This is a genomic window from Bacillus mobilis (genome assembly GCF_001884045.1).
GTDB lineage: Bacteria > Bacillota > Bacilli > Bacillales > Bacillaceae_G > Bacillus_A > Bacillus_A mobilis.
The window spans coordinates 1-19,413 of record NZ_MACF01000107.1 but is presented as its reverse complement, the minus strand read 5'-3'; the positions used below and the strand labels follow the sequence as shown (position 1 = coordinate 19,413).

Below are 19,413 nucleotides of genomic sequence, written 5' to 3'. Positions count from 1 at the left end.
AGACTTTGCATCTAATCTAGTAGCAGAAGCTACCCTGTGGGAATGCGACTTCTTGTCGCACCATAATTTTCAATATAGGAAGTAAATTTAAGTTCTTTTTAAAGTAGGTATACCTAGTAGAAATTGTTGAATTGTGCCCGTTTGTTAAAGTTTAATTTTCATTATACTTTTTGTACTGAGTCCAGTGCTTTTTTTAATTCGTCTGGTTTTTGAGTGCCGATTACCACTGTGTTATATTTCAACTTTAACTCTATACCTTTATTTCCATTCATATTATAGGCTTTTTCATTCTTAAGGTTAAATCGAATTCCCCATCCCCCAAATCTTTTTAGTGGACTGTAAGTAATGCATTCATAATGATGTATATTTTTAAAAAGGTACTGCTTATATTGAAAATGAAAAGGAACAAAACGAACATAAAGACCTTTTTCACGAACCTCAATGATCAGTTTTAATACACCAAGCATTAATACAGGAAAGGCAATCCCGAAAAACAACCACAAAACAATTAGTACCCCATTAGGGGCTGGTTTATCTCCAAACGGGGTATCAAAAATAATTTGTTGAATGAATCCATACCACATCAGCATGGCGATTCCTAATATGAGTATCCATACCCAAATTGGAGATCGCTGAACCTCACGAAAGATAACTTGTTCTTGTTGTTTCATTAATGATTGTCAGCTCCTAAGTGATTTATTTTTTCTCACTCATTTTAAGCCGTTTTGCACTTCCGAAAAAAGCACTTCCAATTATGAATATAACGGAAGAAAGATACATTGTTATCCCTGAGTATGTATTATCAAAAATTGTGAAATTAAGTAAATTAATGAACATCATCAATATAAGTGATATGTACAATCCATTAATATATTTCACTTATGCCCCTCCCTTTTTACTTTACTTTTTTCGGAAAGCCCTATGTGATAAATAGTGGTTTCTAACAGTATTATTCAGAATGTTCTTTTCCCTATTTTACCATTTTATAGAGTTGATATGTTGTTTGTTTTCAGTTGAATATTGTATACACACTCGGTTAACATAACGTCTCATTATCAGTAGCAAGAAAAAAGGATAATCCGTCCTCATAATGGACTAATTATCCTATAAATCTTTATCTAAATTAAATAAAACTAGAACTTCTTTTCCTACATATCATTATTTCGTTATTTCACCAAACTGTGCTCTCGTCACTTTCGCCAAGTCATCCACATTCAGCTCAATTTGTATACCAATTTTCCCGCCGCTTACTATGATCGTTTCAAGTGATTGGGCGCTTTCATCGATACATGTAGAAAGTAACTTCTTCATTCCGACTGGTGAACAACCACCGCGAATATATCCTGACACTTTCGTAATATCTTTTACAGGAATCATTTCAATTTTCTTTTCACTTACTGCTTTTGCGGCAGCTTTCAAGTTCAGTTCCTCATCTACTGGAATGATAAACACATGATAATTTTTACTATTCCCTTGAGCAATTAACGTTTTATATACTTCTCTCACTTCTCGTCCAATTTTCCCGGCTACTGATACACCATCAATTTTTCCATCTTCCGGATCATATGACATCATCGAATATTCGATCTTTTCTTTATCTAATATTCGCATCGCATTTGTTTTATCTTTTTTCATAGCGCTCTCCTTAAAAGGTTATTTCATATTATTAAGTTTTATTATACACTCTTTTCCATTTCTCCTACATAACTTCACGTATATTTCAAAACTAAAAATATTGATAATTCAAAAATCATCTGATATAATTTGGAAAAACTTATGTTAAGGAGAGATTTGTCATGCAAAATTTAAATACTTCTTTCCAACTTCATCATCATACGTAACGCCGTGTATCCGAAGAAAAATTTTTCTTCGTGGGTACAGGGCTTTTCCTGTTGACCCACGAAGCGTTCATAAAGCTATGTGGGTATTTTTATACCTGCATAGCTTTTTTTAATTTAAAAAGGAGTGATTACAATGGAAATGAAAAATGTAAAAGGAACGAAAGACTATTTACCAGAGGAACAAGTATTGCGAAATAAAATTAAAAGAGCTTGTGAAGATACGTTCGAACGATACGGATGTAAACCGTTAGAAACACCAACGTTAAATATGTATGAACTTATGTCTTACAAGTACGGCGGTGGCGATGAAATATTAAAAGAAATATATACGCTTCAGGATCAAGGAAAACGCGACCTTGCCTTACGCTACGATTTAACCATTCCATTCGCAAAAGTCGTGGCAATGAATCCGAACATCCGCCTCCCTTTTAAACGATATGAAATTGGAAAAGTCTTTCGAGATGGGCCAATTAAACAAGGAAGATTTCGTGAGTTCATTCAATGTGACGTTGATATAGTCGGTGTAGAATCAGTTATGGCAGAGGCGGAACTTATGAGCATGGCGTTTGAACTGTTCCGAACGTTAAACTTAGAAGTAACGATCCAATATAATAACCGAAAATTGTTAAATGGTATTCTCGAGTCCATTAACATCCCTACTGAACGAACGAGTGACGTCATTTTATCATTAGACAAAATCGAAAAAATTGGGATTGATGGTGTACGAAAAGATGTATTAGAGCGCGGAATTTCTGAAGAAATGGCTGATACGATATGTAATACTGTTTTATCTTGTCTAGAGCTTACAATTGCTGACTTTAAAGAAGCTTTCAATACTCCACTCGTTGCCGATGGAGTAAACGAATTACAACAATTACAGCAATATTTAATCGCCCTTGGAATAAGTGAGAATGCTATATTCAATCCATTTTTAGCGCGAGGACTTACAATGTACACAGGCACCGTATATGAAATCTTTCTAAAAGACGGCTCAATTACATCCAGCATTGGTAGCGGCGGTCGATACGATAATATTATCGGGGCATTCCGTGGTGATAATATAAGCTATCCAACAGTCGGTATTTCATTCGGTTTAGACGTTATTTATACAGCACTATCACAGAAAGAAACAATATCATCTACAGCGGATATATTTATCATCCCACTCGGGACTGAATTGCAATGCTTACAAATCGCCCAGCAATTACGTTCTACAACTTCCTTCAAAGTCGAACTCGAACTAGCAGGACGCAAATTAAAACGTGCCCTTAATTATGCCAATAAAGAAAATATCCCTTATGTGCTTATTATTGGGGAAGAAGAACTTAGTACAGAAACAGCTATGCTGCGGAATATGAAGGAAGGTAGTGAGGTAAAGGTTCCCCTTTCTTCTTTAAGTAATTATTTATAATACGAACCACCCTCGTTTGGGTGGTTTTTCTATTTTATAGATAACGAAACAGTTAGTTAACATAAAATAATTACATTCTACTAAAGACCACGAATATTTAATATCCAATCACCTGTTATTTTTGGTAATATATAGATATTAATTATTTTAGGAGGATTAACTTTGAAAACCTATATACAAGCACTAAAGTGGACCACAGGGATCTATCATCTTTTATTACTTCCTTGCTATTATATATTTCCAAGTCTCGTTAACCTATATGGGATACCTTTATTACTATTGATCGCTTTACATATCACTACTATTTTATTAGCTAAAAAATCAGGCATGAATACATACGCTCATTATATAGCTATTATCGTTACTCTAGTTGCCTTCTTTCCTTATATAGTAATCATTCTACATGTTATAGCAGCCATTTTCCTTTTATTAGATGCTGCTTCCACAAATAAAAAAGAAGTTTGTGATTCATAGTAAATTAAAAATTAAAAGTACATGTTTTTCAACAAATCACTCTTTTTGTCACAACGATAATATATAACGCAATTCTTTCCTATCATTTTATAAAAAGAATTGCGTTTTTTCATTTACAGATTAGTCTAAGCAGCCTTCTCTGTTTTAAATACCCATCGATGAAGAGCCGGTTGATAATACGGTATCATCCACCCTAAAATTTTTCCGATACAATAGGCGGAAATGAGTGTACCGATCCCAATTGAACCTAACGATTGAATGAAAACGATACAGATGATACCAGCTACACCAATGTTTATTACATCACTCAAAATTTTTGCTTTTCCAAATTTCAAATTGAATTTTTCACTAATAGCATACGTTAACGCATCATATGGCATTAATGGCAGTTTCGCTGTTGTATAGCCCATTAAACCGACTGCTATAACAAATAAACTAACAATCAAATATACACTTCGAGCAAAGATTGTTTCCGGTAGCGGAAACAGTTGTACAAGGTAGAGCGTTGCATCCATGAAGAATCCAAATAAAAACGAAATAATAAATTGACTTACAAATTCATTGAACTCCATTCGTTTACTTAATGTGACTTGAATAATAATGTATAAAATATTTGCAAGCACCATTGTCACACCAACCGATAAACCGATTGTTAATGTACTTGCATATGCTAATGATGATACAGGCGATACACCAAATCCTGCTTGAATCGACATGCTAATGCCAATTGACATAAAAAATAACCCGAGCACATACATGAGGATGCGCCTCAAGGTTCTGTTCCAATGATTCATAGTATCTCTCACTCCTAGTTGACGTTATTAATATACAGACTATAGCTATACAATTAAATATAACGTCAAATACAACATATGAAAAATATATATATGATAAACTAATCATATGAAAAAACATATGATGGAGAGATACAATGGATTTCAGGCAATTATATTACTTCAAAGAAATTGTGAAACAAGGAAGTATTTCGAAAGCAGCAGAAGTGCTCCATATCGCGCAACCACCACTTAGTCAATTATTAAAAAAGCTCGAAACTGATCTTGGCACAACTTTAATTCATCGATATCGTCAAAAATGGGAGCTTACAGAAACAGGTGAAATACTATACAAGTATGCCACACAAATGCTAATGCAAGTGCAAGATGTAAAGCAGCAAATTCAAGAAATTGAACAAGGTATAGGCGGAACTGTAAATATCGGTGTCTCTTCTACATGTTCGAATATGCTCATTGACTATGTTAGTACGTTTAGAACACACTACCCTAACGTTAAAATAAATATAGTAACAGGAAATTCAGAAGAATTATTAAAAAAATTAGAACAAAGAGAAATTGATATTGCCCTACTTTTGCGATTAGGAAATAGTGAACACTATGAGCTAAAATCATTAAAAAAACAACCAATCGCTGTAATTATCCCTACAAGTTGGAAAAGATCATTTCCATCACAACATGTGACGATTGAAAAAATTACGCAGTTCCCATTCATTATGCTTGGAGCAATGGAAGGACTCTCCTTCAATGAAGACCTACTCAAAGCGTTTCATACATACAAAGTCCAGCCAAATATCATTATCGAGTGTAAAGATATAAGTATGGTTATAGCACTTGTTAGTAAAGGACTCGGCCTATCCATTATTCCAAGAATGGATTACACATCACCATTTTTAGCACATACAACTCTTTTGGAATTAGAACAATTTGATTTCCATCTAGAACCTGTAATAGTAAAGTTAAAAAACCAACGAATCTCCACCGCAGCAACTCAATTTTGGGAAATGGTTGATTAGAATGTGCGAACAAATGATTAATCAGGTAGTTACTGTGGGATATAATAAGACAAGCTATGGACAGAATGAATTTCATAATATAGCATACAAAAAATAATCCTTATTGATGGATACTCATACTAAAGAAGTAGAATTTGATTTTTCTTATGTATGAAATTGATTTTTCATGGAAAGATATATTAGTATGTATGCAGTTTAAACGCTCTATTATTTAGAGTTGAACAGGAGGAGAATGAATATGTCTGATATTGAAGTTGGCGAAGTGTTTACACTTAGTGATGAGAATAATGAGGATCAGGAAGTAGAAGTACTTGGAGCGATGGATGTCGAAGGTGCTGAATATATCGCAGTTGCCTTCGTAGAGGACATTCAAACAGAATCTGAGGAAGACATTGATATTTTCTTTTTAAAAGTAGAAGAAGATAATGAGTTTTCATACATTGAAAATGATGAAGAGTTTGATAAAGTATCTGCTGCTTTTGATAAAATTTTGGATGAGCAAGAGCAAGAAGAATAGGAATGTAAAACACGAGGGCGGATGCTTATCCGCCCTCTTTTTATTTATCACTCATCCAAAGACTCATGCAGCAATTCCAGTACATCTTTCATCACAAAAGGCCCGTCTTTTTTCACATGCTCAGCGAATTCAGAAACGAGACGTAATGTTTTTACACTTTCAATCGGATGCTCGCCTGACGCACTTTCAGCAGAAAGCATAACGGCATTCGTTCCGTCCAGCACAGCTTGAAACACATCAGTTACCCCAGCCCTTGTTGGAATAGAATGATCTACCATAGATTGAAGCATTTGTGTCGCTGTAATAACATATGTATTCGTTCGATTGCATTCCTGAATCATCATTTTCTGCAAGAGCGGAATAAATTGATACGGCAACTCTACTCCTAAATCGCCCCTTGCAATCATAATTCCGTCTGCTTCTTTACATATGTCTTGAAAATTCTCAATCGCTTCCATCGTTTCTATTTTTGCAATTATATTAGGTGATGTTTCTTTATACTGTTGTATATAATCTCGGATTTCTTTTATATGACTAGGTTTCCGTACGAAAGAACATGCAATAAAATCAACGTCCTCTTCTAAAAGAAACTGAATATCTTTTTTATCTTTCTCTGTAATAGCTGGTAAACTAACGATTGCCCCTGGTAAGTTCACCCCTTTATGAGATGAGATATTACCACCCGTTTTGACCTTTGTTTCTATTTTATCCGCACTTACCTTTTCAACAATTAATTCAACTTCGCCATCATTAATTAAAATTCTACTGCCAACTTTCACATCATTCGTGATTCCTTCATAATCAACACTTACTTCCATATTACTCCCTGTAACTGCTTGCGTATGCAAAGTAAAAGAATCGCCCGCCTGAAGTGTAATTTGTTCTCCGTTTATTTCACCTAATCTTATTTTAGGACCTTGTACATCGCCTAAAATTTTAATAGAATCATCTAACGATTTGACTAAACGAATAATATCTTTATGACTTTCATGCGTACCATGTGATAAATTCAACCGTACTATTTTCATACCATTGTTTATTAACTGCGCTAACGTTTCTTTATTATTACTTACTGGCCCAATTGTACAAACTCGATCGATTGTCATTTTATCACCATCCTTTTTCATTAGGATTCCCACTAAAAAATGATTCATTCTCGTTATAGATGTTGTCCCAAAATATAAATCGGATGACAAAATGAAGTTATTATTTAGAGCTTATCATTACTCAATTAAGAAAAGCACTATAATTTCTTATGTAATGCCTTCATCGTTTTTTCTATATTCATAAGTTCATTACGAATACTGTGTACATGAATTCCTGATTTTGTTAAGACCGCAAATAACCTTTCAAATGCACGTAAAGCATCTTTATTTATTTCTTGTTCAATTGCAGTTAGTTCCTTGTTCATATTACCGATAAATTGGATTCTTTCCTGATGAATTGCTTCTAAATTAGCTATAGGTTTTTTATTAAAAATTTTGTGTAAAATTCCTTGCCACTTTTCTTTCTTTATTTCTTCTTTCAAACCTAGTTGTTTCTTCATAACTATAACTAGATCATGTAAACTTTTTTCTAATTCACTAAATTCCTTCTTCGCAAGAATTTTCTTTAATTTATTCGTAACACGCCAGCTCTGTTTTAATCCGACAAAAGCACCTACTAGAGGCAATACTATAACAAATGCTCCTCCTGATACAAATATAGCATTTGCAGCAAAAGTAAAAGCTGCTTGTCCTGCAGCGGCTAACGATGCACGACTCGTTGTGTCAATAGCCACATTTCTTGCTGCAATCTGTAAAGGTAATTGTTCCTTAACAACTCGCCTTAAATTATAAAACGAACTCACACTTGCTGAAATCCATGGTAACTCAAAATCAAGTATCCCCTCTGCATGAGATAACGTAGATTGTGTTGCTTCAAGAACTTCTTCTCTCGTTACCCCAATACTATAAACATCTGGATGATCTGGATAATGTACCGCCAATTCATCGTTCACATATACAGGAATATGAGGATAACGTTCTAAATGTTCATCAACAATTGATTTATTACTACCGCATTTTACTTGAAACTGTTTCCCATCAATAAGAATATCCCACCCAGCTTGATTTGAGGTTTCTGGAAACTGTACGTCGTACCCTGCTGCTTCTAGCCTTTGGGCAATCATTTGTTCAGCTACGTACCCTTGCAATTGAGCCATATCTCCAGTCGCTACATCTAAATCTATCGTTTTTGCAAACTGAGCCAATGAAAATATTGAGCTTACATCCTCACTACGTGCAAAATCAATCCCTTCAACAACCGTCGGATTTATCATGAAGTAATCATATAAAAATTCACCTACACTAATGCCAGCAATACTATTCGTTTCTTCGGATTGATTTGTATTTCCAAATAACCTAGCGCCTTTTCTTTGACTTTTCTTACCTACTGTACACTTCATCGCCTGTTCAAATTCACCAATACGCCAATAATTCCAAAAATGTTCATTTTGAATCATACGATATCACCTAAACCATATACTTCTTTTTGTAGCGTACGTAATTCATCCTGTTTTTGATAAAGCATACTATTTACGGCTGATAAGTTTTTTTCAATCTCTCTTTTTTGCTCTTTTAACTTAGTCAATTTTTCAATTACTTTTCGTTTCTCCTCCATAACAAAATGAGCTTCATTACACATTTTGTTTAACATTATAGGACGAATAGAAATCACTTCAATTGCCTGCTCCCTTTTCAATTCATGGATTTGTTTTTTCATTTTTGAAATGTCACTTTCATATGAAACATTCGAAAGCATCCCACTAACTTTGCCCCAAAAAGAATCTACCTGTTTATTTTTTCTAATGGATTCTTCTTTATTACGCACTTCTATTTCTAAATTTGCGATTTTCATACTCTTCTGTTTGAAAGAATCTGTCTTTTCATCTTCACTTACTAGAATTAATGAATGAATAAGTTGATTCACTATATTATTATAAGTACTTGTACTTTCCGTTAATTGATTATCGCAATACACTATACTCTCTTTGTTCGTTTTTAATTGTTGAGTTATCATTACACATTCTTTTTTATTATTAGAAATTACATGTAACAATTTAGTTTGCTCGTTATAATATCGGGACCATTCTTGAATAAAAGTATCATACTCATACACTTTCGAATCTCCTAAAAATACTGGTAGCATGAATTGAACAATCCCCATCTGTAATAATGTTCTCTTCACTTTTTTACTTTGTGTTAACATCATCATACTACTTAATCCAGCAACCAAGATAAAGCCTACTGGCCCTGTCAAAACTGATAATGCAGATGTTGCTGTTATATAAGCACCAAAGGGTAATGTCAATCCAATTAAACTAGCTGTCCCAGCAATTAACGATGTTAAAGTTGTGTATGCCGCAAATCCTGCAATCTCTACAATAACAGCCAACAATACAGCACTTCCTTGCGTCGCAATGAGTTTTTTTATCGTAGCATTTGTTATCGCATCAATATTTAATTTATCTTTAATCTTTTCTTGCTGCTCTATTGGTAGAGACTCAATAAATTGCTCAATTTGATTAGCAAAATGCTCTTCTTGATCCACAGTTAGATTTTTTAATTCGCCGCCAATTGACTCAAATATTTTTTGCATTTGATACAATGCTAATTGATTATCGATTGTTAAATGCTCATTGCGTGATACAAACGCACTATAACCTTTATCTTTTTTCATTTGAAATACATGTGCTTTTTGAAGAATTTCTCCACATTTATTCTCTATTTCATAAGATGTATTATAATGCGAACCTGCTAGGTCAAATTCTTTTGTCATATATAAAAATAATTGTAAACGTAATGTATTGTCATCAATATTCCTTAGTTTTGCAATTTCTAAATCTAGCTGTTGCTTTGAATGATCTACATCTTTATCAAAAAAGTCTTTCGTTTTATTTGCTATCATACTAAAAATTCCAGTCTCCATAACTAAAGCATAAATTAAACGTAATTGCTCCCCTTCTGCCGCCATTAATCCATTAGCTAAACTTTTACCTACCATTCAAAACTGCCCCCGTTTTCCAAAAACTTTATATAAATTGTATTAAATACGTTACATCTTTTATAACAATAATGAATACGACTCTTTCTCTTATATCACTTTATCATTATATTAACCTATATTTAACAATAATTGTTATTAAATTTCATTCGATAATTTCTGGAGAAGTATACATCTCCCTCTTTAAACAACATAAAAAAGCCTACTCCGACAAGTAGGCTTTTGAAACTACGAAAGTTTCGTCAATAACTGATTTAAATCTTTTTTCGTTTTCGTCGTTAATGATTTCATTTTATTAATATCAATTTTTTCTTTCTCCGCTCCTACAATTAACGGATACATACTTTGTCCGATTGTTTTAGATTCAGCTGGATGTGATGCTTCTAACTCTTTCTCGATTACATCCCACTTTTCATTAATTTGTTTTCCAAGTTTATTTACTGTTTCTAATTTAGGGTTTGCAGCTAATTGCTTGTCTAAGCTTTCAATTAATGCAGCAACTTCTTTAACATTTGTTTTCACAGCTACGCTTTTCTTCGGATCTTTCGTTGTTTTTACATTTGAGTTTGTGCTTGTACTTTGATCTGTCGTTTTTCCACTAGTCGTTTGATCATTCGTTTTTCCTGTCGTCTCTTTTTCTTTTGTTTTCACATTCTCATTTTGAGATGACGTTTTACCGTTACTTTCTGTTCCTGATGATTCTTTCGTATTTTTTGCATCTTTATCTGTTTTTTCATTTGAAGAAGTATTTGTTTCTTTTTCATTATCTTTCGTTGTTTTTGACGTCTCATCTGCACTTGTCGTTTTTGCTTCTCCTTCATTTTGCGCTGTTACTTGTTCTTTCTTGTCTTTCTCTTTATCTGCTGAAGGACTACAAGCTGCCATAGTAAGCATTGTACCAATTGTTATCGATGCGATAGCGACCTTTTTCATTTTCATATAAATCCCCCTATGTTTATATAATTTATCCTCCCCTTTACGATTCGATTTCCCCTTAAAAAATCCCTTTTCATACGAATTACCATCTTTCCGACAGTAATCTTCATAATAATACGTACAAAAAACGATAAACCTATTTGAACATTCGAGTTTCTTCTACTTCATTTTTCTTCTCTGTAGCAAAAGAAAAAGAGTATATTGTCACATGAAGAATTACTATCTTCATATGACGATATACTCTCCTATCAAATTTTTATCTTTACTGACATTTTATTTAAACAAAAAAATAAAATTTCCTTTCATTTTTTTGTTTCTCAACAATTGTTAACATAATATATTTATGAGTAACCACCATTTGAATGTATGACTTGCCCTGTAATCCATTTTGCTTCTTCACTTACTAAAAAAGAAATTAAGCGTGCTGCATCCGACGGTTCCCCTACTTTACCTTGCGGGAACTTCCATACTAAATGATGCTTCAGCTCCTCTGTAATCCATCCTGTATTTGTCGGCCCAGGATCAACTGCATTTACTGTAATCCCCTTCTCCATCGCAACCGGTGCTACTGATTTTGTAAATGCTTCAATTGCTCCTTTCGTCGCTACGTATGCTAATTCATCTGGCATCGGGCCTAACGACTGCCCTGACGTAAGATTAATAATACTGCCACTCGTTTTCAGTGCATAATGTTTTATAAATAATGAACTTAATAACATAGTAGCGCGGACGTTCACTGTATAATGTTTATCTAACTGTTCTACATTTAATTCTTCAATTCTCGTATGAGTAGCATACGCTGCATTATTAATTAAAATAGATGGATCACCTAAACGTTCTGAGACCATATAAAACAAACGATTTGGCGAATACGACTGCGATAAATTGATTTCTGCCATTTCACAACGAACACCTAAACTTTCAATCTCCTCTTTTAACAAAAAGGGCTCTTTGTCATGCATTCCCCACGGCATCGCTTTATCATACTGAGACCAGTACGTGAAAAAAATGTCTATCCCTTCTTGAGCAAGCACCTTGCATACAGCTGCACCAATTCCATTCAGACGAGTTGCCCCTGTTACAATTGCTATTTTCTTCACCTTTTCTCCTCCATCTATGGATAAATCCCCTGCACGAATACAGAGGATCTATCTTTTTATTCAATATTTGCCAATATGCGTTCTGCACCTATTTTTAACATTTTAATTAAAATATAGTTGGCAATGGTAAACAATACAAATAAAACAATAAACATAACCCATAGTCCTACTTGAAGGAAGAAGTACAATAAACTTACTCCCGCTACAATAACTAAAGCTATAAAGATATTCGCTAAAAAATTCCACAAAGTTGTATAGCGACTCTTAAATAATTTCTGCTCTGTATCCCAATGTATATCCGCAGTTTGTGCATCCCAGCGCGTACCGATTAAATTAATTAACAGTAACCCGTTCGCACTTAGTAAAAACCACAATAACATGAATACAGGAGAAATCCCCGCTACAACTGCCATCGTAATACCGAATACCGCTAAAATAATCACATTAATTAACCAAGCAGTAATCGCTTTTGCAAAAAAGATATCCGAAGCTTTTACTGGTAAATAACGATTCACAAACCATGAACTTCCATCTCGTGAAAATGATGTTGTTGCGATAACATTACTTCCCATTAAAAATAGCGATGCACAAAGACCAACGCCAATTGCAAGACCTGCTGATTTTGGATTATCAATATACCCTGTAATCCACTTTAAATTTCCATCTTGCACGAATAAAATAAAGAATAACATAATCGGCATAACGAAAGTTTGTACGATACAATTTAAGAAAAATTGTGGTGTACGGAATAACGTTTTAAATTCTTTTTTCACATACGCTTTTAAATGTGAACTTTGTACCGTTGATTTCTGTAAACCTTCTGCTGAAATAACCTCTTTTTTTGCTGTACTCGTTGAAAGTCCAATAACCCCTTTTAAATATGTACGCTCTGCAATGTAATAAAACAACACAAAGAATACAAATGAAATAAGTGCAAAGATAATTACGTATAATGGACCCTTCCAATTTGCATTTTCTACTAATGCTACTGCTCCAAAATATGTAGTTGGAAAATAATTTGTCATTTGTACTAAAAGTGAAGATTGGTTGTTCGCAAGATAATTCGTAAGTGCATCTTCAGAAAACGAGCTTTTATTTTTCCACTGTAAAAATACATTAATTCCTACAATAAATAGTATACTTACGATTCCAATAAATATATTGCCTCGGTCTTTATTTTTCGCTATATTCGTATACCTCATAATAACTGTCATCAGTAACGAAGCTAATACTAACGGCACAATCGGGAAAAGTAAGTAAATAAAAATCATGTATATGTAATATGTAATAAATGCACTACTTTTTAACCCGTACGTAATAAAGATTGGTAATAAAATAAATGAACTCATTACGTATTGTGTAATTAATACCGTTAAAAATTTTGCCGAAATAATTTGAGCTGGTTTTAATGGTAATGGCAATAACATTTCAATGTCATTACTATAGTAAAATACAGTTAAAATGTTCGTTATACTCATTAAAAATACCCATATACTCGCAATCGCAAGTCCCATTGCGATAATCATTCCTGGGTCTTGCCCTAAATGTTTCATCCCTTCATACATTCCGTGCGTCATCGAACCAAATATTAAAAAGCCGACAAATAAAATGGCTGCAAATGAAAAGACATACGCCCATCGCTTCTTCTTATCTGTTATAAAATCTGCATAATTTAATTTCAATAATACTTTCGTTAACGTCCAAATTTTACTCATTGCCCGTCATCTCCAAGAACATTTTTTCAAGTGATTCATTGGATTTAAAATGATCTCTCATTTCATCTAAATTTCCTTTAAACTGAAGATTTCCCTTATTAATAATTGCAACGCGGTCACATATTTTTTCTGCAACTTCTAATACGTGCGTCGAGAAAAATACGATTTTTCCTTTATCCGCATGTTCTCTCATCATTTCTTTTAAAATATATGCAGATTTCGGATCAAGCCCTGTTAATGGTTCATCTAAAATCCATACATCTGGCTCATGCACGAGCACACCAATAATAACGATTTTTTGTCTCATACCGTGCGAGTAACTTTGAATTTGATCCGATAACGCATTGTAAAGATCAAATTTCTTCGCTAAAGACTCGATTCGTTCTTGGCGTACTTCTTTCGGCACTTCATACATATCTGCCATAAAGTTTAAATATTCAATTCCCTTTAATCGTAAAAACATATCTGGGCTATCTGGAACATAACCAAACGTCTTTTTCGCTTCCATCGGATTTTTCATAATATCTTTACCGTTAATCGTAATCGTTCCTTTGTCCACCCCATGAATACCAGTAATCATCTTAATCGTCGTTGATTTACCCGCACCATTCGGTCCTAAAAATCCAAAGATTTCTCCACTAGGCACAGATAAACTTAAATCTTTTACTGCATAGGTAGACCCATTATAACTTTTCGACACATTCGTAATTTCAATCATTCCATCCAATCCTTTCCTTAATTACCAAATAACTATATCAATATTATAGCATACTTCTATTTTTAGATTTTTATATTTTTTCAGTTTTTTTAACCTTTAAAATAAATATACACGCCTAATCCAACGATTAAAACGACAGCTAGTAAAATATAGATCATCGTCAGCCGTTTAATATTCCCTTTTGTCGCTTTACTATAATTCGCATCACCATTCCGCCCAATTAACACCGTTGCCACTACAGTAATCACTACAAGTAATACAACGATCATGATCCCAGTTAACATTCCTTCCTCCCCCTCCTTACAACCATTTTACAATATTATCCTCTTTATTTCGCAGTATATTTCCTCTTTTTACTATTATTATGAAAAGAATTGGAAAACTATTATTACCACACATTTCTATATGTGATATATTTATAACATAACCTGATTTATCCCGCTTTAACGGGCAGTAAGACCCCCACCTCAAAATTCAGCGAAAGCAAAGAAGTTAGGTGGGGGATCAACTACCCATAAAAGTCCGATTGGTGAGGGCTGATAATCAGTGGGGGATGAAGAAAACCCCCACTGATTAAAGTTTCACTTTATTTCTAACATTGAAAGGAGAATCTATCGTGAAAACAACTTGGATTAAATATTTAGGATTTCTCGGTTTCTTCGGTTTCCTCGGCTTTTTTTATGAAAAAGGATTGTTTACTATGTTCTGTTTCTTCTCCTTTTTCACGACTTATAGAACGGTTCAACACGATGAATTATTTGAACAAATTGTCAATAAATCGTGCCGCAACGCATTTATCGTTACATTACTTACTACCGCTATCATTATGTTTATTGAAATGTTATTTCCAAACCCGGCGCTACAAGAGATTGATATCGCTCTTATTTTCAGCACACTCATTCTTACGTTCGGCTTCTCTATGTTCTTTTACGATAAACCTGTTGATGAAATGGAAGATGCGCCATGGCGTTCGTAACGAGAATAAAAGAATACCGCGCCAAATCGAACATGACACAAGAAGATTTAGCGAAAACTGTTGGTGTACGCCGTGAAACAATTAGCCATCTCGAAAAAGGAAAATATAACCCTTCCTTACAACTCGCTCACGATATAGCGAAGGCACTTCATAGTACGATTGATGAGATTTTTATTTTTGAGGATAAATAAAAAATACCGGCATTCTTTTCACAAAGAATACCGGTATTTTTCATTTATCACCCATACAAAACAGCATGAAATACACCTAATAATAAGTATTGATCCTCTATATAACCCTCATCATATACACTCATCTCAATATCATACATATCTTCCTCAAGACGAATATTCCAATCTGCAATTACATAGCCGTTTCGTAATAACTTCCCAAGCCCAATTGTAGTTTTATGAACAACATATTCTTCTGTCTTATATGTAAAGGTAAATAGGAAATTTGCATCTAGTAACTTTCCGTCACATACAAGTATTTCATGCTTCGCATCATTATGATCAATGTACGTTACTAAAATCCTTCTTTGACGCTGCCTACTTACATCCTTTGCAATGACGCGAATATTGTCTTTACCATCCTTTATTTCGTAAATGATATTACTACCAACCTTCGGAATAAAGTCTAGCACTTTCATCAACGTATTTTTATAATAGCCCCGTACTGCGCCTACTCTTTCGCTTTCATTGTAAACTTCTATCGACGTCGTATCCGCTTTACTATCACACAGTCGTTTGTAAGAAAGCTGCATCATTCGCTCTCCTCTTAAGTACTGATCAAACGTTACGGGATATTCTATCGCTCGCAGTTCCTTATTTAGCTCATTCAAATAACGCCCAACGCTTTCTACTAATGCTGTAGTGGATATACGCTCTTGAAGTTCAAATTGTTGCCAACTAGAAGAAACTCTCCACTGATCTTCCTCTTCGTATACGAAGCCGAGAATTACTTCCTCACGGTCACTCGTTTCATAATTCATATGTACATTTTGACCGTATTGTACTTGTTCCATCCACTGTCCTAAATAAATGCCGAGCTCTGCGACCTTCATGCATGACTTCTGGAAAAGTACGCTGTCACTCGCACGAATCGTTAAATCCCCTTCAATAAAGCCCTTTGTATAAGCATCATACTTTGGCTCATCCTTCTGCGGAATAGCCTTGTCTAACTCAAATAAAAACGTTAACATTCTTTACTCACCTCTAGTTATTACACCTATCCTACCTATATATTGGCCGCAACTCAAATTATATCAACGATTTTTTCGATATATCGACTTATCGAAAAATATCAACACAATTAATATGAAGCTACCTTTTCTTCCGCCACTTCCACAATTTCTAAAATTTGTAGCAGGCTCTTCACTTCATAAGTCGGCTTAACATCTGCCCTATTTTCTTTCAAACTCGGATTATACCAACACGTATCAATGCCGTAATCTTCTCCGCCTTTCATATCAGAAGTTAGCGAATCTCCAATCATTAGTACACTTGATTTATCAGTAATCCCAAACTTTTCAAATGCATAATCAAAAATCTCAAGTGCTGGTTTTTGATGACCAACCTCTTCTGAAATAATAATATGATCAAAGAAATTACATAAAGGCGAATTTCCAATTCTCGATTGTTGCACCTTCGTATATCCATTCGTAATAATACCTAACTTGCAATCTTGTAGTTTCTCACATAATTGCACTGCACCTTCTATAAGGTGTACTTCTTTTCCTAAGTTTTCAAGGTATACATCACTAAATTGCTGTGCATCTACTTCTATATTATGAAGGGAAAATAATTGTCTAAATCGATCTACCGCTAATTCACTTAGCGTAATCATTTTATTTTCTAAGTCTCTCCATAATCCATTACTAATCTCTTTATAACTTGCAAGATAATCATTATACCCTGTAGGCATCCCGAACTGTACAAACGCGTTATGCAATGCATTTCTTTCCGTTTCAGGAAAATCTAATAATGTATCATCTACGTCGAATAATATAATTTTATATTTCATTATAATCTCCTCAACTAGTACGTTATTTACAACTTGTATTTTCTCATTAATTGTCTCTTAAGTCGAACTTTTTCCCTTTACGAATAGTAGCTGTATAGAAATCTTACAGTTGTTTACGGCACACTAGTCATGTTATTCAAAAATAATTAATTGTGAAAACACTATATATTTGAGATAATTTGGATAATGAATCCAATTTTTAAAAAGGTAATACAGGAATAGAAAGGGGCGGAAAAACATAGTAAATTCATGGGAAAGACCTAAAGTACAAATCCCAAAAACAAAAAGTGAATGGATTGGAGATATCATTGGATATTCATTGTTCTTTGGATCAATCATTTTTTTGATCATCATTTGGGGAAAATTACCCGAGGAAGTGCCCGTACATTATAACGCATATGGAAATGTAGATCGCTGGGGATCAAAGTGGGAACTTTTACTTCTGCCAGGAATAGGGCTATTCATACTCCTTTTAATGCAAACTTTAGAAAAGTTTCCAGAAGTACATAACTATCCACAAAGACTGAATGAATCGAATGCTAAACAGTTTTACTTAAATAGTAGAAAAATGCTAAATCAATTAAAAAATATCTGTTTACTTATTTTTGCTTTCATCCAATTTGAAACCATTTCAATCGCTCTAGATTGGAGCAGCGGTTTCGGAAAATTATTTTTACCGATATTGTTAATTGGGACAGTTATTCCAATTATCATAGGAATAATAAGGCAACGAAAAATTTCATAATAGAAACAGGAGGCTAATCCAATTAGCCTCCCTCCTTCTTATTTCTCTTCTAGCAATAACACTTTCATTTCTTCTAGCGACTCTTTCGTAAAGCCAAGTGCTTTTTCAGCATACGCTTCAACTGAACCGTATTGCTTTTTCACTTCATCAATCGCAGCTTGTAAATACTCAGCACGAGCTTCAAACATCGCACCTAATATCGCTCTACTTTCATCGTTTTGTAATTTTGCACCTAAAAAGGCCATCATTTTTTCATTTAACTTTTCACGGAAACCGTTACTTAGTAAGTAGTCTTCCATTACTGTTTTTTCCGGTACACCTAGTAAAAGTAATAACAGTGCCGATCCAAATCCAGTACGGTCTTTTCCAGCTGTACAGTGGTTGACTAACGGTAAATTTTCCGGGTTTTGCGCTAAGTTTAAGAAGCTCACGAATGCTTCATTACCACTTACGAAATCTTGATTCATTTTCACAAGATACTCGCCTGGTTTCCCTAACATAGAAAGGTCACCAACTTGGAAAAACTCGTTTATATTTAAATCTTTCGCTAAGTCTTGCATAACTGGTAAGCACACTTGGCGAGCGCCTGTAATTTCTGGGTTTGGCTTATGCTTTACCTCAAAGTCTGTACGGTAGTCACAAATTAACTTTAAGCCAGACTTTTGTAAATAGTCGATATCCCACTCTGTCAGTCCTGCTAATTCTTCAGAACGGTACAACTTGTCCCATTTTACTTTACGGCCTTCAGTCGTTTCATATCCTCCCATATCACGGAAGTTAAACGCCCCTTGTAATGGTAATCTACGCTCAGCTACTGTCACTGCTTGTCCATTACTTCCTACTAGTCTAAAATATGGACGCTCATTTTCACTCGGGTTTTCAATTGTACATGATGACTCTCCATTTATCGTTGCAAGTAATTCTCCATTTTCTTCAATATGCTCTGGTGAAGTACTCCAGTAAATACGAACTTCTTCTATATTATTTTCCCACTTTATATATAACGTATTATCTTCATTTCTTTCTACAGTCGCTTGTAACCAATTTCTTTGCTGCTCCATTCTTTCACCAACGCTTTCTCTTATAGTCAAATCTTATTCTATCATA

At 34.2% G+C, this 19,413-nt stretch carries 22 protein-coding genes; 7 read left to right on the top strand and 15 right to left on the bottom strand.

Annotation, left to right across the window (positions count from 1 at the left end; translation table 11 throughout):
- Positions 1-161: 161 nt before the first annotated feature.
- From BAQ44_RS18445 to ybaK, 3 genes are all read right to left on the bottom strand, one after another.
- Complete coding sequence (locus tag BAQ44_RS18445) at positions 162-671, bottom strand: DUF6141 family protein (RefSeq protein WP_071722830.1); 510 nt, start codon at positions 669-671, stop codon at positions 162-164.
- 25 nt (positions 672-696) lie between these two features.
- Positions 697-879: a hypothetical protein gene (locus BAQ44_RS18440; RefSeq protein ID WP_071722828.1), complete on the bottom strand. Its 183-nt coding sequence runs from the start codon at positions 877-879 to the stop codon at positions 697-699.
- Between the two features lie 279 nt (positions 880-1,158).
- The gene (gene ybaK, locus BAQ44_RS18435; RefSeq protein ID WP_071722825.1) at positions 1,159-1,635 is read right to left on the bottom strand and encodes a Cys-tRNA(Pro) deacylase; all 477 of its coding nucleotides are present in this window, start codon (positions 1,633-1,635) and stop codon (positions 1,159-1,161) included.
- 339 nt (positions 1,636-1,974) lie between these two features.
- On the opposite strand from ybaK, the gene BAQ44_RS18430 reads away from it, so the two are divergent.
- Both BAQ44_RS18430 and BAQ44_RS18425 read left to right on the top strand, forming a co-directional pair.
- Positions 1,975-3,252, top strand: a complete 1,278-nt coding sequence (locus BAQ44_RS18430) for a histidine--tRNA ligase (protein ID WP_071722823.1) — start codon at positions 1,975-1,977, stop codon at positions 3,250-3,252.
- Positions 3,253-3,414: 162 nt separating this feature from the next.
- Positions 3,415-3,726, top strand: coding sequence for a hypothetical protein (locus BAQ44_RS18425; RefSeq protein ID WP_071722821.1), 312 nt, complete (start codon positions 3,415-3,417; stop codon positions 3,724-3,726).
- A 125-nt stretch (positions 3,727-3,851) separates the two neighbouring features.
- Here the strand turns inward: BAQ44_RS18425 and BAQ44_RS18420 are convergent, their stop codons facing one another.
- On the bottom strand, positions 3,852-4,520 hold the full coding sequence (locus tag BAQ44_RS18420) for a YczE/YyaS/YitT family protein (protein ID WP_063261503.1): 669 nt from the start codon (positions 4,518-4,520) through the stop codon (positions 3,852-3,854).
- A gap of 137 nt (positions 4,521-4,657) precedes the next feature.
- On the opposite strand from BAQ44_RS18420, the gene BAQ44_RS18415 reads away from it, so the two are divergent.
- Together BAQ44_RS18415 and BAQ44_RS18410 are read left to right on the top strand one after the other, a co-directional pair.
- Positions 4,658-5,533 (top strand): LysR family transcriptional regulator, encoded by an 876-nt coding sequence (locus BAQ44_RS18415; RefSeq protein ID WP_071722819.1) that lies wholly within the window; start codon positions 4,658-4,660, stop codon positions 5,531-5,533.
- Between the two features lie 232 nt (positions 5,534-5,765).
- Positions 5,766-6,050, top strand: coding sequence for a DUF1292 domain-containing protein (locus tag BAQ44_RS18410; protein ID WP_073515676.1), 285 nt, complete (start codon positions 5,766-5,768; stop codon positions 6,048-6,050).
- A gap of 47 nt (positions 6,051-6,097) precedes the next feature.
- On the opposite strand, the gene BAQ44_RS18405 is transcribed toward BAQ44_RS18410, so the two are convergent.
- From BAQ44_RS18405 to BAQ44_RS18370, 8 genes are all read right to left on the bottom strand, one after another.
- Complete coding sequence (locus tag BAQ44_RS18405) at positions 6,098-7,156, bottom strand: pyruvate kinase (RefSeq protein WP_071722832.1); 1,059 nt, start codon at positions 7,154-7,156, stop codon at positions 6,098-6,100.
- A 137-nt stretch (positions 7,157-7,293) separates the two neighbouring features.
- Positions 7,294-8,553 (bottom strand): hypothetical protein, encoded by a 1,260-nt coding sequence (locus tag BAQ44_RS18400; protein WP_071722817.1) that lies wholly within the window; start codon positions 8,551-8,553, stop codon positions 7,294-7,296.
- Positions 8,550-10,094 carry a hypothetical protein gene (locus tag BAQ44_RS18395; RefSeq protein WP_071722815.1) on the bottom strand — a complete coding sequence of 515 codons (1,545 nt, stop codon included), beginning with the start codon at positions 10,092-10,094 and terminating at the stop codon, positions 8,550-8,552. Before BAQ44_RS18395 ends, BAQ44_RS18400 begins: the two co-directional genes overlap by 4 nt.
- 228 nt (positions 10,095-10,322) lie before the next feature.
- Positions 10,323-11,033 (bottom strand): hypothetical protein, encoded by a 711-nt coding sequence (locus BAQ44_RS18390; protein ID WP_071722813.1) that lies wholly within the window; start codon positions 11,031-11,033, stop codon positions 10,323-10,325.
- Positions 11,034-11,371: 338 nt separating this feature from the next.
- Positions 11,372-12,130, bottom strand: coding sequence for an SDR family oxidoreductase (locus BAQ44_RS18385; protein WP_063261509.1), 759 nt, complete (start codon positions 12,128-12,130; stop codon positions 11,372-11,374).
- A 56-nt stretch (positions 12,131-12,186) separates the two neighbouring features.
- Entirely contained in the window at positions 12,187-13,845 is a 1,659-nt protein-coding gene (locus BAQ44_RS18380) for a putative ABC transporter permease subunit (protein WP_063261510.1), read from the bottom strand.
- Positions 13,838-14,563 (bottom strand): ABC transporter ATP-binding protein, encoded by a 726-nt coding sequence (locus tag BAQ44_RS18375; protein WP_000570199.1) that lies wholly within the window; start codon positions 14,561-14,563, stop codon positions 13,838-13,840. Before BAQ44_RS18375 ends, BAQ44_RS18380 begins: the two co-directional genes overlap by 8 nt.
- Before the next feature lie 89 nt (positions 14,564-14,652).
- Complete coding sequence (locus BAQ44_RS18370) at positions 14,653-14,847, bottom strand: hypothetical protein (protein ID WP_063261511.1); 195 nt, start codon at positions 14,845-14,847, stop codon at positions 14,653-14,655.
- A gap of 332 nt (positions 14,848-15,179) precedes the next feature.
- Here BAQ44_RS18370 and BAQ44_RS18365 point away from each other — a divergent pair, with 332 nt between their 5' ends.
- Positions 15,180-15,539 (top strand): DUF2178 domain-containing protein, encoded by a 360-nt coding sequence (locus BAQ44_RS18365; protein WP_033656368.1) that lies wholly within the window; start codon positions 15,180-15,182, stop codon positions 15,537-15,539.
- Positions 15,527-15,730 (top strand): helix-turn-helix transcriptional regulator, encoded by a 204-nt coding sequence (locus BAQ44_RS18360; protein WP_048544541.1) that lies wholly within the window; start codon positions 15,527-15,529, stop codon positions 15,728-15,730. The genes BAQ44_RS18365 and BAQ44_RS18360 overlap by 13 nt, the downstream gene beginning before the upstream one ends.
- 47 nt (positions 15,731-15,777) lie before the next feature.
- Here the strand turns inward: BAQ44_RS18360 and BAQ44_RS18355 are convergent, their stop codons facing one another.
- Complete coding sequence (locus tag BAQ44_RS18355; protein WP_063261514.1) at positions 15,778-16,740, bottom strand: tubby C-terminal domain-like protein; 963 nt, start codon at positions 16,738-16,740, stop codon at positions 15,778-15,780.
- 110 nt (positions 16,741-16,850) lie between these two features.
- Positions 16,851-17,561, bottom strand: a complete 711-nt coding sequence (locus BAQ44_RS18350) for a YjjG family noncanonical pyrimidine nucleotidase (protein WP_071722811.1) — start codon at positions 17,559-17,561, stop codon at positions 16,851-16,853.
- A gap of 319 nt (positions 17,562-17,880) precedes the next feature.
- Here BAQ44_RS18350 and BAQ44_RS18345 point away from each other — a divergent pair, with 319 nt between their 5' ends.
- Positions 17,881-18,306, top strand: a complete 426-nt coding sequence (locus BAQ44_RS18345) for a DUF1648 domain-containing protein (RefSeq protein WP_071722809.1) — start codon at positions 17,881-17,883, stop codon at positions 18,304-18,306.
- 38 nt (positions 18,307-18,344) lie between these two features.
- Here BAQ44_RS18345 and BAQ44_RS18340 read toward each other — a convergent pair whose 3' ends face one another.
- Positions 18,345-19,367 carry a tyrosine-protein phosphatase gene (locus BAQ44_RS18340; RefSeq protein WP_071722806.1) on the bottom strand — a complete coding sequence of 341 codons (1,023 nt, stop codon included), beginning with the start codon at positions 19,365-19,367 and terminating at the stop codon, positions 18,345-18,347.
- Positions 19,368-19,413: the final 46 nt, after the last annotated feature.

Bases quoted from the DNA above. Each gene is read 5' to 3' on its own strand.
- BAQ44_RS18445 (WP_071722830.1), bottom strand. From the start codon at position 671: ATGAAACAACAAGAACAAGTTATCTTTCGTGAGGTTCAGCGATCTCCA.
- ybaK (WP_071722825.1), bottom strand. From the start codon at position 1,635: ATGAAAAAAGATAAAACAAATGCGATGCGAATATTAGATAAAGAAAAG.
- BAQ44_RS18430 (WP_071722823.1), top strand. From the start codon at position 1,975: ATGGAAATGAAAAATGTAAAAGGAACGAAAGACTATTTACCAGAGGAA.
- BAQ44_RS18420 (WP_063261503.1), bottom strand. From the start codon at position 4,520: ATGAATCATTGGAACAGAACCTTGAGGCGCATCCTCATGTATGTGCTC.
- BAQ44_RS18415 (WP_071722819.1), top strand. From the start codon at position 4,658: ATGGATTTCAGGCAATTATATTACTTCAAAGAAATTGTGAAACAAGGA.
- BAQ44_RS18410 (WP_073515676.1), top strand. From the start codon at position 5,766: ATGAATATGTCTGATATTGAAGTTGGCGAAGTGTTTACACTTAGTGAT.
- BAQ44_RS18405 (WP_071722832.1), bottom strand. From the start codon at position 7,156: ATGACAATCGATCGAGTTTGTACAATTGGGCCAGTAAGTAATAATAAA.
- BAQ44_RS18400 (WP_071722817.1), bottom strand. From the start codon at position 8,553: ATGATTCAAAATGAACATTTTTGGAATTATTGGCGTATTGGTGAATTT.
- BAQ44_RS18395 (WP_071722815.1), bottom strand. From the start codon at position 10,094: ATGGTAGGTAAAAGTTTAGCTAATGGATTAATGGCGGCAGAAGGGGAG.
- BAQ44_RS18390 (WP_071722813.1), bottom strand. From the start codon at position 11,033: ATGAAAATGAAAAAGGTCGCTATCGCATCGATAACAATTGGTACAATG.
- BAQ44_RS18380 (WP_063261510.1), bottom strand. From the start codon at position 13,845: ATGAGTAAAATTTGGACGTTAACGAAAGTATTATTGAAATTAAATTAT.
- BAQ44_RS18375 (WP_000570199.1), bottom strand. From the start codon at position 14,563: ATGATTGAAATTACGAATGTGTCGAAAAGTTATAATGGGTCTACCTAT.
- BAQ44_RS18370 (WP_063261511.1), bottom strand. From the start codon at position 14,847: ATGTTAACTGGGATCATGATCGTTGTATTACTTGTAGTGATTACTGTA.
- BAQ44_RS18360 (WP_048544541.1), top strand. From the start codon at position 15,527: ATGGCGTTCGTAACGAGAATAAAAGAATACCGCGCCAAATCGAACATG.
- BAQ44_RS18355 (WP_063261514.1), bottom strand. From the start codon at position 16,740: ATGTTAACGTTTTTATTTGAGTTAGACAAGGCTATTCCGCAGAAGGAT.
- BAQ44_RS18350 (WP_071722811.1), bottom strand. From the start codon at position 17,561: ATGAAATATAAAATTATATTATTCGACGTAGATGATACATTATTAGAT.
- BAQ44_RS18340 (WP_071722806.1), bottom strand. From the start codon at position 19,367: ATGGAGCAGCAAAGAAATTGGTTACAAGCGACTGTAGAAAGAAATGAA.